13 protein-coding genes are annotated in these 14,235 nt (G+C 37.4%); 9 read left to right on the top strand and 4 right to left on the bottom strand.

Features of this window, described 5'->3' with window-relative positions:
• Positions 1-118: 118 nt before the first annotated feature.
• From ald to infA, 6 genes are all read left to right on the top strand, one after another.
• A complete protein-coding gene (gene ald, locus A3Q33_RS17125; RefSeq protein ID WP_081181000.1) occupies positions 119-1,240 on the top strand; it encodes an alanine dehydrogenase in 1,122 nt (373 codons plus the stop codon).
• A gap of 227 nt (positions 1,241-1,467) precedes the next feature.
• On the top strand, positions 1,468-2,427 hold the full coding sequence (gene trxB / locus A3Q33_RS17120) for a thioredoxin-disulfide reductase (RefSeq protein WP_081180999.1): 960 nt from the start codon (positions 1,468-1,470) through the stop codon (positions 2,425-2,427).
• Between the two features lie 3 nt (positions 2,428-2,430).
• Positions 2,431-3,141, top strand: a complete 711-nt coding sequence (aat, locus tag A3Q33_RS17115) for a leucyl/phenylalanyl-tRNA--protein transferase (protein ID WP_081180998.1) — start codon at positions 2,431-2,433, stop codon at positions 3,139-3,141.
• A 256-nt stretch (positions 3,142-3,397) separates the two neighbouring features.
• Positions 3,398-4,507, top strand: coding sequence for a tetratricopeptide repeat protein (locus A3Q33_RS17110; protein WP_081180997.1), 1,110 nt, complete (start codon positions 3,398-3,400; stop codon positions 4,505-4,507).
• A gap of 192 nt (positions 4,508-4,699) precedes the next feature.
• On the top strand, positions 4,700-5,401 hold the full coding sequence (locus A3Q33_RS17105) for an arginyltransferase (RefSeq protein WP_081180996.1): 702 nt from the start codon (positions 4,700-4,702) through the stop codon (positions 5,399-5,401).
• An 84-nt stretch (positions 5,402-5,485) separates the two neighbouring features.
• The gene (infA, locus tag A3Q33_RS17100) at positions 5,486-5,704 is read left to right on the top strand and encodes a translation initiation factor IF-1 (RefSeq protein ID WP_011043571.1); all 219 of its coding nucleotides are present in this window, start codon (positions 5,486-5,488) and stop codon (positions 5,702-5,704) included.
• A gap of 235 nt (positions 5,705-5,939) precedes the next feature.
• Here the strand turns inward: infA and clpA are convergent, their stop codons facing one another.
• Positions 5,940-8,195, bottom strand: a complete 2,256-nt coding sequence (gene clpA, locus A3Q33_RS17095; RefSeq protein ID WP_081180995.1) for an ATP-dependent Clp protease ATP-binding subunit ClpA — start codon at positions 8,193-8,195, stop codon at positions 5,940-5,942.
• A gap of 28 nt (positions 8,196-8,223) precedes the next feature.
• Positions 8,224-8,544 (bottom strand): ATP-dependent Clp protease adapter ClpS, encoded by a 321-nt coding sequence (gene clpS, locus A3Q33_RS17090; RefSeq protein ID WP_081153665.1) that lies wholly within the window; start codon positions 8,542-8,544, stop codon positions 8,224-8,226.
• A 231-nt stretch (positions 8,545-8,775) separates the two neighbouring features.
• Here clpS and cspD point away from each other — a divergent pair, with 231 nt between their 5' ends.
• Complete coding sequence (gene cspD, locus A3Q33_RS17085) at positions 8,776-9,003, top strand: cold shock domain-containing protein CspD (RefSeq protein WP_081153667.1); 228 nt, start codon at positions 8,776-8,778, stop codon at positions 9,001-9,003.
• A 106-nt stretch (positions 9,004-9,109) separates the two neighbouring features.
• Here the strand turns inward: cspD and icd are convergent, their stop codons facing one another.
• Both icd and A3Q33_RS17075 read right to left on the bottom strand, forming a co-directional pair.
• A complete protein-coding gene (icd, locus tag A3Q33_RS17080) occupies positions 9,110-10,360 on the bottom strand; it encodes an NADP-dependent isocitrate dehydrogenase (protein ID WP_081180994.1) in 1,251 nt (416 codons plus the stop codon).
• Positions 10,361-10,632: 272 nt separating this feature from the next.
• Positions 10,633-12,864 (bottom strand): NADP-dependent isocitrate dehydrogenase, encoded by a 2,232-nt coding sequence (locus A3Q33_RS17075; RefSeq protein WP_081180993.1) that lies wholly within the window; start codon positions 12,862-12,864, stop codon positions 10,633-10,635.
• Positions 12,865-13,045: 181 nt separating this feature from the next.
• Here A3Q33_RS17075 and A3Q33_RS17070 point away from each other — a divergent pair, with 181 nt between their 5' ends.
• On the top strand, positions 13,046-13,657 hold the full coding sequence (locus tag A3Q33_RS17070; protein WP_081182730.1) for a pseudouridine synthase: 612 nt from the start codon (positions 13,046-13,048) through the stop codon (positions 13,655-13,657).
• A complete protein-coding gene (locus A3Q33_RS17065) occupies positions 13,650-14,129 on the top strand; it encodes an NUDIX hydrolase (RefSeq protein WP_081180992.1) in 480 nt (159 codons plus the stop codon). Before A3Q33_RS17070 ends, A3Q33_RS17065 begins: the two co-directional genes overlap by 8 nt.
• Positions 14,130-14,235 lie beyond the last annotated feature (106 nt).

Below are 14,235 nucleotides of genomic sequence, written 5' to 3'. Positions count from 1 at the left end.
AATTAACTGACAAATTAACTGTTGACAGGATTATATCCTAACAACATTAAAATAACGACAGGTTAATTCGACATAAAGTAATTATACTAGTTTCATATTTTACAGCAGAGATAAAACTATGATTATTGGCGTACCTAAAGAAATAAAAAACCACGAGTACCGTATTGGCCTAACTCCAGCAGGCGTTAAAGAATTAATTGTTAATGGCCATGACGTTATCGTTGAAAATAATGGTGGTGCAGAAATCGGTTTTGATAATGAACAATACATCACAGCCGGTGCTAAAATAATTAATACAGCCGCAGAGATATTTGCAAGCGCTGACATGATTATCAAAGTAAAAGAGCCTCAACCAAATGAATGTAAAATGCTTCGCCCTGGCCAAGTGCTTTTTACTTACCTACATTTAGCCCCAGATCCAAAACAAACAGAACTACTTGTTGCTTCTGGCGCTACCTGTATTGCTTACGAAACCGTAACGCAAAATGGCGGTGGTTTACCACTTTTAGCCCCTATGTCTGAAGTGGCTGGTCGTATGTCAATTCAAGCCGGTGCACATGCCTTAGAAAAAGCACAAGGTGGTTTAGGTGCATTATTAGGTGGTGTCCCAGGAGTTGCTCCAGCTAAAGTATTAATTGTTGGTGGTGGTGTTGTTGGTACTCAAGCTGCTCGCATGGCTGTAGGTATGGGTGCTGATGTTACTATTTTAGATCGCTCTTTACCTCGTCTTCGCCAATTAGATACTGAGTTTGATGGACGCTTAAAAACGGTTTACTCAACCGCTGATGCTATGGATCAACTTATTATAGAAGCTGATTTAGTCATTGGAGCTGTATTAATTCCAGGTGCCGCTGCCCCTAAGTTAGTTACAGCACAACATATTAAAATGATGAAAAAAGGCGCTGTTATAGTTGATGTAGCCATTGACCAAGGCGGCTGTTTTGAAACATCTAAAGCGACTACGCATCAAGATCCTACTTATGTAGTTGATGACGTTGTACATTATTGTGTAGCGAATATGCCCGGTGGTGTTGCAAGAACATCTACTATGGCATTAACCAATGCGACTATGCCATTTACAGTGACCTTAGCAAACAAAGGTGCGAAACAAGCATTACTTGATGATGTGCACTTAATGGCCGGTTTAAATGTTTTAGGTGGAAAAGTTACTTATAAGCCAGTTGCCGATGTGCTGGGTTATGAATATGTTGCACCAGAAGTAGCCATTGCAACCCTGTAATTGGTTATAGAAATACTTAAAGCCGCTAATTTATAGCGGCTTTTTTATGTTCAAAGTATTTATAAATGTTAGCAACATGGCAAACTTAAGGGCTAATTTGTAACAATAGCCGTGCAGTTTTGTAAAAGAAATTATTATTTATAATTATTTCTTTGTTGCTCTCTTGAGATAATCACTTAGAATCCCAACTATTAAGACATTAACATATTTATTTTTTGGAGTAGTTCATGAGCGAAGCAAGACATTGCCCGTTACTCATTTTGGGTTCAGGCCCTGCAGGATATACAGCCGCAGTTTATGCCGCACGCGCAAATTTAAAACCTGTAATGATTACTGGTTTACAACAAGGTGGTCAATTAACCACAACCACTGAAGTAGAAAACTGGCCAGGTGATGCAGATGACTTAACCGGCCCTGCATTAATGGACCGTATGCAAAAGCATGCAGAAAAATTCGACACTGAAATTATTTTTGATCACATTAACGAAGTAGATTTTAGCGAAAAGCCATACAAACTCAAAGGCGATTCAGGTGTTTATACCTGTGATGCACTTATTATTTGTACTGGTGCATCAGCGATGTACCTTGGTTTACCATCTGAAGAAGCCTTCATGGGTAAAGGTGTTTCTGCTTGTGCAACATGCGATGGTTTTTTCTATAAGAATCAGAAAGTAGCGGTTGTTGGTGGCGGTAATACGGCTGTTGAAGAAGCTTTATACTTATCGAATATTGCTTCTGAAGTACATTTAATTCACCGTCGTGATACTTTTCGCTCAGAAAAGATTTTGACTAAGCGTTTAATGGATAAAGTGGCTAACGGTAATATCGTATTGCACCTAGATCGTACATTAGATGAAGTGCTTGGCGATAACATGGGTGTAACTGGTGTGCGCATTAAAGACATGAATTCAGACGCGACTGAAGAGTTTGACGTTATGGGTGTGTTTATTGCTATCGGCCACAAACCAAACACTGATATTTTTAACGGTCAGCTTGATATGAAAGACGGTTATATAACGATTGAAAGTGGTACTAACGGTAATGCGACACAAACCAGTGTTGAAGGTATTTACGCTGCCGGCGATGTAGCCGACCATATTTACCGTCAAGCCATTACTTCTGCTGGTGCCGGTTGTATGGCTGCACTAGATGCTGAGCGTTACTTAGACGCAAAAGGCAGTCACTAGTCAATGACTCGAGCTATTCCTTGGTTATCTTCGAATAGCTCGACTTTCCCCGAATTATCTACCGCTTTAGCAGAACCGAACGGCTTACTCGCTTTTGGCGATGACTTGTCACCCCAGCGAATTATTCAAGCCTATCAACAGGGTATATTTCCATGGTTTAGTGATGGCGAGCCTGTGATGTGGTGGAGCCCAAATCCGCGTGGCATTATTAACATCTCTGAACTTAAGGTTAATAAAACGCTACAAAAAGTGCTCAATCGAGAAACTTTTACCGTAACACTCAATAAAAACTTTAATCAAGTAATAGCATTATGTGCAGATGCCCCTTTCCGCAAAGAGGAGACTTGGATTGTTAATCCGATGATATCTGCTTATAAAACACTGCATAGCCATGGCAAATCGCACTCCATTGAAGTTTGGTATAATGAGCATTTAGTTGGTGGCTTATATGGCGTTGCTATCAACGGATATTTCTCTGGTGAGTCGATGTTTTATCGAAAGAGTAATGCCTCAAAAGTCGCACTGGTGTATTTGGCCAAGTTACTAAAATCGATAAATGTTGAATTTATAGATTGCCAAATGTTAAACCCTTTTTTAGCTGATATGGGTTGCATAGAGGTTTCGCGACAACAATTTATTTCACAACAACAAACAGCAAAATCAATTATTCCTCCCACAAACTTTTGGCAAGCTAGATCACTGACCTTAGACTGATTAACCTTAGTTGAGCTTTGCCTTATTGATCTTATCTACCTTATTTACCTTTAAAATATAATCATTTTATCTACTTAATAATATTTTTAAGGTTATCCAAAACCAGAGATTACACATTTAACGACATAAATAGTAAATATTGATTTTATAGTAATATGTTCAGAAAAATTATAAGTATGAATAACTGCTGAAATTTGTTATAAATTTGTAATAAAAATATACCTGTGACATAACGAATTAAATAGCGGTGAATTCATTGAGAAACAAACGATGTTGGTTTTACTTAATACTAGTTGTGCTTTATTCAAACTTTGCGTTTTCTTACCATTCCGCTGACATTGAACAAGAGCTGAGTCATCAAATCTCGGTGAATCCAGAAGCTGTATTTTATAAAATTGAAGCGTTATTATCTGATACTGAATTACCCCTTACATTAAAAACAAAATTGTTGGTTATTCAATCTGAGGTTGCTTACATTATTGACCAACCTGAAAAAATTCTTGAATATTCAAAGTCTGCATTAGCGACAGGTTTACTGAACGAACCTTGGCATACAAGAGTGCTTATCAGCCAATCAAGAGGATATTACCAACGGGGGCAATTTAAAGAGTTTTTTGCTACTGCAAATATGGCGGTTATAAAAGCTGAACAGTCTAATTTATTAAATTATAAAATTGCTGCACTAGTAGAAAGAGCTTATGCCTATAGTTTATTGGGCAATAATACTGAAGCAAGGAAAGACTTAATCCTTGCAGTAAAGTACCTGGAGTTGCTACCTGATATCTTTGATAAAGCCATCATACTTGAACGCTTCAGCTCAGCAAATAAAAGGCTAGGCGAAATTGAAATAGCTAAAAAATATCAACTGCAAGCAAATGCCATATATAAACAAAACGGCAGTCCGCACTATTTATCTATTGGTTATTATAATCTGGCACGAATATATCAAGAAGTTAAGGATTGGCAGCAAGCTAGCGACTGGATGTTAATGTCCTACCGACAGGCTTTAAATGATAAAAACAAACTCAATCAAGCATTTTCATTATCTAGACTATCAGAGTATCAAAATAACTTAGAAAACTTCCAACAAGCCAAAAAATATTTACATGAAGCAATTATTGCCGCTGATGCAAGTACCTCTGAACGAGTAAAGATACATGTTCGAAAAAATATGGCGACAATTTTATCTCAAAATAAACAATTTGAAGAAAGTAAAACCTTACTTCTAGAAACGATTACCCTAGCAAAAGATTATCAAATGCAACGTGATCAAATTGAATTAATGCAAATGTTGGCAGATACATACTATCAACTTGGGTCATTCGAAAAAGCATATTTAACCTTAAAAGATGCAAATTCACTCTGATAAATAATCGCCGATACACTCACAAAATAAATGTATTTTGAGCACTTTTTACAAATAAACTTGAACACCTTTCAAAGTAACTTACTTTGTACCAAATTGATTAATACGTAATTTGACTTAACTGAGTGAAAAAATTGTTATAATTATAAAATAGTATTGCTTTTAAACTATTTTAAAACAGGTTTAGCGTTAATGAGTTTAAATTATAAACTGGGTATTACAAAGTCGTTTCCCTGTAATTACCTACCTGATCAAGAAGAACGGTTATTAATTGCTGTTGATGAAATACTGCATGACCGAGAACATTATGGCTGGCTAATGCAACAAGGCTTTAGACGCAGTGGTAATGATATTTATCGTCCGCACTGTACGGCTTGTCAGGCATGTAAATCATTACGCGTGTTAGTCAATGACTTCAAACCTTCAAAAAGCCAAAAACGTTTATTAAAGCGTAATCAGCAATTCAATGTAACCTTAAGTAAAGAAGTTAAAGAAAGCTATTACCCGCTATATGAACAATATGTAAATAACATTCATAGTGATGGCAGTATGTATCCTGCAACACCTGAGCAATTTCAAAGCTTTACCCATAATGATATTACCCAGCAATGTTACATTGAAGTTTGGCATGACGGCGTGTTAATTAGTGTTGCCGTAACAGATGATATTCCTGATGCCTTATCGGCGGTTTATACGTTTTATGATCCTAACTATAGAAAACAGGGGCTTGGTGTTTATTCAATTTTGAAACAAATTGAAATGGCATCTCAACTTAAGCGACAATTTCTCTACTTGGGATACCAAATAGATGAATGTAGTAAAATGAATTATAAAAACCGTTACACTTCCCACCAAATTTTAGTCGAAAATCAATGGCAAACCGTAAATAAATAACACTATAGCTTTACATTGAGGCCGCAATTCGGCATTATCTGCGCAGCTTTTTATTTACGCACTAATTTAGAGGTTCGGCGCCCAATGGCGAAAGAAGAAAATATTGAAATGCAAGGTACTGTTTTAGATACTTTGCCAAATACTATGTTCCGTGTTGAATTGGAAAATGGTCATGTTGTTACCGCTCATATTTCCGGTAAAATGCGCAAAAACTACATTCGTATTTTAACTGGCGATAAAGTCACTGTTGAATTAACACCATATGACTTATCTAAAGGTCGTATTATCTTCCGTGCTAGATAGAAATTAATTATTTCAGTTTTAAAAGCACTTTAATGTTTTATAAAAGTTCTTTTATAACTAAAATTTAATTAATGCCAATTTAATAAAACAAAAAACCGAGCTTGCTCGGTTTTTTTATGTGCTGTCGAATATCCAACGGGTCTATTTCAGTCAGAACTAAATCGAATATCCCTGTGGTCATGACACTTTCTCAATGTTGCGCAATACCCTAAATGTATTGCACAACGTCTAGAGATTAGTGCTCGACCAATTCCTTTTTCGACTCATAGTTAATAACTAACTTGTCTTTCTTCACTGCTACTTTGGCAACACCACCTTGTGTGAGTTCACCAAAAAGTAACTCGTTTGCTAATGGCTTTTTCAAATGCTCTTGAATCAACCTAGCCATAGGTCGTGCACCCATAGTTTTATCATAACCTTTATTTGCCATCCACTTCTTAGCATCTTTGGTTATTTCTAATGACACACCCTTCTCATCAAGTTGCACCTGAAGCTCAACAATAAACTTATCTACTACTTGTTGAATAACTTCATCACCTAAATGATTAAACCAAACAATGTTATCTAGGCGATTACGAAACTCAGGTGAAAATACTTTATTTATTTCATCCATTGCATCAAGACTATTGTCTTGTTGTTTAAAGCCAATAGATTGCTTCACCGTGTGCGCTACACCTGCATTAGTCGTTAACACTAAGATAATATTTCTAAAATCGGCTTTACGACCATTGTTGTCTGTTAACGTGCCATGATCCATGACTTGCAATAATATGTTGTAAACATCTTCATGCGCTTTTTCTATTTCATCTAACAATACAACCGCATGTGGGTTTTTGATCACAGCATCGGTTAATAAGCCGCCTTGTTCAAAACCAACGTAACCTGGAGGAGCACCGATTAAACGGCTTACAGCGTGTTTTTCCATGTATTCTGACATATCATAACGCAGTAATTCCACACCAAGTACTTTTGCTAATTGTTGGGTAACTTCAGTTTTACCGACACCAGTTGGGCCGGCAAAAATAAAAGAGCCAATAGGTTTGTGCTCATTACCTAAGCCTGCTCTTGATAGGCGGATAACAGACGATAATTCATCAATTGCATGATCTTGACCAAAAACAACTAGCTTCAAATTACGATCCAGTGTTTTCAAGCTATCAACTTCTGTTGATGAAACTGACTTCTCTGGAATACGCGCCATTTTAGCAACAATATTTTCAATATCAGTATTACTGATCACTTTTTTACGTTTAGACGCAGCTACTAATTGCTGACGTGCACCAGCTTCGTCAATTACATCAATGGCTTTATCAGGCAAAAACCTATCGTTAATATATTTTGCTGAAAGTTGTGCTGCAGCTCTTAAAGCATTATTCGAGTATTTAACCCCGTGATGTGCTTCATATTTCTCTTTCAAGCCGTGTAAAATTTTCGTGGTGTCGTCTACGCTTGGCTCCACAACATCTATTTTTTGGAAACGTCGAGCTAAAGCACGATCCTTTTCAAAAATACTTTGATATTCTTGATACGTGGTCGACCCCATACAACGCAACTTTCCTGATGAAAGTAAAGGTTTGATCAAGTTAGAGGCATCTAACATGCCACCAGACGCAGCACCTGCTCCAATAATGGTATGAATCTCATCAATGAAGAGAATGGCATTACCGTCTTGTTCAAGTTCTTTTAACAGTGCTTTAAAGCGCTTTTCAAAATCGCCTCTATATTTGGTGCCCGCTAACAGCGCGCCCATGTCTAACGAATAAATAGTGGCATCTTTTAAAAATTCAGGCGCTTTATCTGACACCAATAAATTTGCTAAACCTTCAGCAATCGCTGTTTTACCCACACCAGCTTCACCGACAAATAAAGGATTGTTTTTTCTGCGGCGACTTAACACTTGCAAAGTTCGTTCTAGTTCGTTATCACGACCAATAAGGGGATCAATATTGCCTTTCAAAGCCTCTTCGTTAAGGTTAGTAGAAAAGTTATCAATGGTACGTGGCTCTTCCTCACCTGCGGGGCTTTGTTGTTCTTCGTTATTACTGCCTTCTTGCTCGATTTTTGCAATACCATGCGAGATATAATTAACAATGTCTAAACGGCTAATATCCGATTTCTTTAAAAAATAAGCCGCTTGTGATTCTTGTTCACTAAATATGGCGACGAGGACATTCGCGCCATTAACTTCACTTTTGCCTGAAGACTGGACATGAAAAACAGCTCGTTGTAATACGCGTTGAAAACCGAGTGTCGGCTGAGTTTCTCTCTCTTCTTCTCCGGCAGGAATAACAGGGGTGGTATCAGCAATAAAGGCTAATAATTCTTTTCTCAAATTCGCCATGTCGGCGCCACATGCTTGCAAAGCATCAATGGATGATGGATTGTCTAACAGCGCCAACAATAAATGTTCAACCGTCATAAATTCATGGCGAGACTCTTTAGCCTGACGAAAAGCCATATTTAACGATACTTCTAAATCTTTATTCAGCATAGGTTACTCCAATTTAAAACTTGCGTTATTACGCTTTTTCCATAGTACACTTAAGCGGATGTTCATTGCTTGTCGCGTAACTCAACACCTGATCGACTTTAGTTTCTGCTACTTCTGCAGTAAAGGTACCACAACGCCCTTTCCCTTTATAATGAATCGCCAACATAATATCTGTTGCTTGTTCTGCGTTCATATTAAAAAACTTACACAATACGTCGATGACAAAATCCATTGGGGTATAGTCATCATTTAGTAGCACAACATTATACATTGGGGGTTTCTCAAACTTTTCAATAACCTCATCGTCAAGAACTGTTTGGTCATCTATTAACTCTTTCCATTTACTCATAATTCTATATTAGTCTGTCAGTTAAAATTTTGCTTTAGATTTAAAAAATAATAATTAAAAAATAATAATATGTAACATAACACTTGACTATTTTCATTTATTATCTACGATTTACTTTGATGGCTACTTTTTGGTCATCTATAATTAATATTAATACTTTAGATAATGCTTTAGATAATGCTTGAAGGAAAGCATACCTAATTACCGATGAATTTAGAAGGATGTTGAAGTATGGCTCACGGTACAGTTAAATGGTTTAATAATGCAAAAGGTTTTGGTTTTATTCGTCCAGAGGATGGTGGTGAAGATATTTTTGCTCATTATTCAACAATTCAAATGGAAGGATACCGTACGTTAAAAGCAGGTCAGGATGTAAACTACGAATTAAACGCCGGTCCAAAAGGTGATCACGCTGCAAGTATTACACCATCAGAACTAGAAGAAGAATCAGACAATTAATTTAAATTTTTTGTTGGCATAAAATAAAAACACAGCAAAATGGCTGTGTTTTTTATGGTTAAAGCTTTGTAAAACGTTATACAAAGCCTACTACCAGTTTCAGCTTTTACATATTTTCAATAATACAATCGCCAAATTCAGAACATGTCACTAAAGTTGCATCATCCATTAAACGCTCAAAGTCATACGTTACTGTTTTAGCGTTAATCGCACCAGACATGCCTTTTAACAGTAGGTTAGCCGCTTCAGTCCAGCCCATATGTCGTAACATCATTTCTGCAGACAAAATAACCGAACCTGGGTTAACCTTATTTAAACCGGCATATTTTGGTGCTGTACCGTGTGTTGCTTCAAAAATGGCTACGTCATCATTTAGATTAGCGCCTGGTGCAATACCAATGCCACCAACTTGCGCTGCTAAGGCGTCTGATAAATAGTCACCATTTAAGTTTAGGGTCGCTATAACGCTATATTCCGCTGGACGTAATAAAATTTGTTGCAACATTGCATCAGCAATAACATCTTTTATGATGATTTCTTTACCCGTTTTAGGGTTTTTAAGGCTACACCAAGGACCACCGTTTAATAGATCAGCACCAAACTCTTCTCGCGCTAATTCATAACCCCATTCTTTAAAAGCACCTTCAGTAAACTTCATGATGTTACCTTTATGAACTAAAGTAACCGACTCACGGTCGTGATCAATCGCATATTGAATAGCTTTTCGCACCAGTCTTTGCGTGCCTTCTTTAGAAACAGGTTTGATACCGATACCACAATTCTCTTGGAATCTGATTTTTGTAACACCCATTTCTTCAGTCAAAAATTTGATCATCTTTTTAGCTTGATCTGTGCCCGCCTGATATTCAATACCGGCATAGATATCTTCAGAATTTTCTCTAAAAATAACCATGTCAACTTCACTTGGCTTTTTCACTGGGCTTGGTACACCCGTAAACCATTGCACGGGACGTTGGCATACATACAAGTCTAATATTTGTCTTAAAGCAACATTCAATGAGCGCATACCGCCACCTACAGGTGTAGTTAACGGACCTTTGATACCGACTTTATATTCTTTGAACATAGCTAATGTTTCATCAGGCAACCAAGTTTCTGAGTCATACATTTGCGTTGCTTTTTCACCGGCATACACTTCCATCCAGTGAATTTTTCTATCGCTGCCATAAGCTTTATTTACAGCGGCATCAACAACTTTCATCATAGGTGGCGTTACATCGACACCTATTCCATCCCCTTCAATAAATGGAATAATAGGGTTATTAGGTACTTTTAACAGACCTTGCTCTGAGGTGATTTTAGCACCTGCACTAGGAATAATTACATGGTTCGACATACGAGATCTCCCAAATTTACTAATAAAAATAGCCGTTTGCTAATTTCTTTTCCTTTAAACTAATAGAAAAAGCGCAGTGACACTAATACTGAAATCATGATAGTTAACATCACTGCTATGAATGATTAAACCGTTGCTTTAAATCAATTGCAAACTTTTCTTAAAAAAAACTAATATCTATTCAAAAATAGAATGGCTTAATTACTAAATTTTAAGCAAAAAAAAGCTAGGCAAGGCCTAGCTTTCTACTGACAAGTTAACTTTAAATTATATTAAAGTAAGCTTGATAGAATCGTATTTAATGTTGCACTTGGTCGCATCGCTTTTTCTGCTAACGCGGCATCAGCAAAATAATAACCATTAATATTCATGCTAGGTCCTTGCGCGGCATTCAGTTCCTCAACAATTTTTGCTTCTTGTTTAGTCAGAGCTTGTGCAACAGCAACAAAACTAGATTTCAACGTTTCATCAGTTGTTTGTTCTGCAAGTGCTTGTGCCCAGTACATGGCTAAGTAAAAATGTGAACCACGGTTATCCAATTCGTTTACACGACGTGATGGAGATTTATTTTCTTGTAAAAATTTAGCCGTTGCTTGATCTAAGGTATCAGCTAATACTTGCGCTTTAGCGTTGCCGGTAGTCACGCTTAAGTGCTCTAAGGAAGCTGCTAAGGCTAAAAACTCACCTAATGAATCCCAACGTAAGTGGTTTTCTTTTTCGAACTGCTGTACGTGCTTAGGAGCTGAACCACCGGCACCTGTTTCGAATAAGCCACCACCGTTCATTAATGGCACAATCGAAAGCATTTTAGCACTGGTACCCAGTTCTAGAATTGGGAATAAGTCAGTTAAATAATCACGTAATACGTTACCCGTAACTGAAATAGTGTCTTCACCTTTAGCTACACGCGCTAAGGTGTAATCACAAGCTTCAACCGGAGCCATAATTTGGATATCTAAACCTGTAGTGTCGTGATCGGCAAGGTAGGTGTTAACTTTTTTGATCATTTGAGCATCATGACCACGGTTTGCATCTAACCAAAATATTGCTGGAACATTAGTTGCTCTAGCACGTGTAACGGCCAATTTAACCCAATCTTGGATCGGTGCATCTTTCGCTTGACACATTCTCCAAATATCACCTTCGCTAACTGCATGCTCTAATAACGTTGTACCGTTATCATCTACAACGCGCATAGTACCTTCACCAGACATGGTAAATGTTTTATCGTGTGAACCATATTCTTCTGCTTTTTGCGCCATTAAACCCACGTTAGGTACTGAACCCATTGTGGTTGGATTAAATGCGCCATTTTCACGACAGAAATCGACAACAGCAGAGAATACACCCGCGTAGTTACGATCTGGGATCATGAATTTAGTTTCTTTTTGACTTCCGTCTGGCGCCCACATCATACCTGAAGCACGTAATGCAGCTGGCATAGAAGCATCAATAATTACATCACTTGGTACATGTAAATTGGTAATACCTTTATCTGAATCTACCATAGCGAGTTCAGGTTGCGTTGCATATACCGCAGTAATATCAGCTTCAATTTCAGCTTTCTTTTGTGCTGGTAAACGTGAAATTTTCGAATACACATCGCCAATACCGTTATTCGCATCAACACCTAATTGGTTAAAAGTAGCGCCGTGCTTAGCAAAAACGTCTTTATAGAATACTTTAACTGCATGACCAAACATAATTGGGTCAGACACTTTCATCATGGTAGCTTTAAGATGCAAAGAAAGTAGCACGTTTTCAGATTTTGCTTTTTCAGTTTCGGTAGCAAAAAATTCAACCAAGGATTTTTTGCTCATTACTGATGCATCAATAACTTCTTGGTCTAATAAAGCTAAATGCTCTTTTAATAAAGTCACGTCACCGTTTTGAGCAACAAATTCAATTTTAACGTTTGTCGCGCCATCAATAGTGACTGATTTTTCACTGCCGTAAAAATCACCTGATTGCATATGTGCTACGTGTGATTTAGTCGTAGGCGACCATTTGCCCATTGAATGCGGGTTAGTACGTGCATATTGCTTAACTGAACCTGGTGCACGACGGTCAGAGTTACCTTCACGTAAAACAGGATTTACCGCAGAACCTAGCACTTTGGCGTAAGTTAATTTAATTGACTCTTCTGCTTCATTTTGCGGTTCTTCAGGATAGTTAGGTAAGTTATAACCTTTGGCTTGAAGCTCTTTTATTGCCGCTTGCAACTGAGGAATAGATGCTGAAATGTTAGGCAATTTAATAATGTTAGCTTCAGGTGTTTTTGCTAATTCGCCTAATTCAGCTAAAGCGTCGTCCATACGCTGCTCAGCCGTTAAGTATTTAGGGAAATTAGAGATAATACGACCAGCCAATGAAATATCGCGCGTTTCAACATCGATAGCTGAAGAAGCAGTAAATGCTTTAACAATAGGTAAAAAAGAATGCGTTGCTAAAGCTGGTGCTTCATCGGTAATTGTATAAATAATTTTTGATGTATCTGTGGTCATTTAAAAATCCTTTGCTGATTTGCCATTAATCGATAAAATGGATAGCTATTCAATTTCGATAAATTGATATTCATTTTATCGATAAATAATATTTTTCGGGCGCATAATATCGGAATTCATAGCGCATTAAAATAGATGAATTAGAACTAGCATATTTATAACAAGGTAAAAATTAGTGACAATCAAACAAAATCAAGGCCTTACACACAAATACAAGCGAAAACCTCAAAAGGTACGACCAGTAGACTTTGTACCAGAAATCGTACTTTTTAATAAACCCTTTGATGTATTATGCCAATTTACTGATGATCAAAATCGAAAAACCCTTAAAGACTTTATCGAAATTAAAGATGTTTACGCTGCCGGACGTCTCGATAGAGATAGTGAAGGACTGCTATTATTAACCAATGATGGCAAACTTCAGCACAAACTCGCCAACCCAAGTCAAAAAACCGATAAAACCTATTGGGCGCAAGTTGAAGGTGCCCCCACAGAAGCTGATATTGCCCCACTTCGTCAAGGCGTGGAATTAAAAGATGGTCTTACCAAACCTGCGAAAGTTAATATGATAGCCGAGCCTAACATTTGGCCAAGAATTCCAGCGATAAGAGAACGCGCAGCAATTCCAACTACATGGCTAGAAATAACGATACAGGAAGGAAAAAACCGTCAAGTTAGAAGAATGACCGCTCATATTGGCTTTCCAACCCTGAGGTTGATCCGTTATAGCATCGGAAAATGGACTTTAGATGGGATTAATAATGGTGAATATAAAAGAATAAATCATGGATAACCTACTAACAAACCCACACGGCAGTTCACAGTTTAAACCCAACACGACCGTCGCGGTTGTTGTCGCCTGCCAAGATAAATTCCTGCTCGTTGAAGAATTAGAACATGGTAAAACAGTTTATAATCAACCCGCGGGTCATTTAGAAGCTGATGAAAACTTAATTGCTGCCGCGATGCGCGAGTTAAAGGAAGAAACAGGATTAACGGCTTCACCTGATCATCTTTGTGGTATTTACTATTACTATCGACAATCTTTAAACCTATATTACTTACGCTTTTGTTTTGTTATTGAACTCGAGTCATTTGCCGTTTGCCAACCACAAGACGAGGAAATTATTGCTTGCCATTGGTTAACACTGACAGAAATTAAAGCAAAATCAGCACAATTACGCAGTTCATTAGTGTTGGAATGTATTGAAGATTACCTCAGCGGTAAAAAAATTGAGTTAAGTCACCTAAAATCTAATCTTTAATCTATCATCACGCTAAATGACCATGCTATAATTTCGCGCCATTTTCCATTGAAATATAGTTGTCATGACCTCGAACGAACATGTAAATGTAAACTCAATAACGCCA

Origin of the sequence: Colwellia sp. PAMC 21821, from assembly GCF_002077175.1 — a bacterium.
Taxonomy (GTDB): Bacteria; Pseudomonadota; Gammaproteobacteria; order Enterobacterales; family Alteromonadaceae; genus Cognaticolwellia.
This window is presented reverse-complemented; position numbering and strand designations above follow the sequence as displayed.

Bases quoted from the DNA above. Each gene is read 5' to 3' on its own strand.
- ald (WP_081181000.1), top strand. From the start codon at position 119: ATGATTATTGGCGTACCTAAAGAAATAAAAAACCACGAGTACCGTATT.
- trxB (WP_081180999.1), top strand. From the start codon at position 1,468: ATGAGCGAAGCAAGACATTGCCCGTTACTCATTTTGGGTTCAGGCCCT.
- aat (WP_081180998.1), top strand. From the start codon at position 2,431: ATGACTCGAGCTATTCCTTGGTTATCTTCGAATAGCTCGACTTTCCCC.
- A3Q33_RS17105 (WP_081180996.1), top strand. From the start codon at position 4,700: ATGAGTTTAAATTATAAACTGGGTATTACAAAGTCGTTTCCCTGTAAT.
- infA (WP_011043571.1), top strand. From the start codon at position 5,486: ATGGCGAAAGAAGAAAATATTGAAATGCAAGGTACTGTTTTAGATACT.
- clpA (WP_081180995.1), bottom strand. From the start codon at position 8,195: ATGCTGAATAAAGATTTAGAAGTATCGTTAAATATGGCTTTTCGTCAG.
- clpS (WP_081153665.1), bottom strand. From the start codon at position 8,544: ATGAGTAAATGGAAAGAGTTAATAGATGACCAAACAGTTCTTGACGAT.
- cspD (WP_081153667.1), top strand. From the start codon at position 8,776: ATGGCTCACGGTACAGTTAAATGGTTTAATAATGCAAAAGGTTTTGGT.
- icd (WP_081180994.1), bottom strand. From the start codon at position 10,360: ATGTCGAACCATGTAATTATTCCTAGTGCAGGTGCTAAAATCACCTCA.
- A3Q33_RS17075 (WP_081180993.1), bottom strand. From the start codon at position 12,864: ATGACCACAGATACATCAAAAATTATTTATACAATTACCGATGAAGCA.
- A3Q33_RS17065 (WP_081180992.1), top strand. From the start codon at position 13,650: ATGGATAACCTACTAACAAACCCACACGGCAGTTCACAGTTTAAACCC.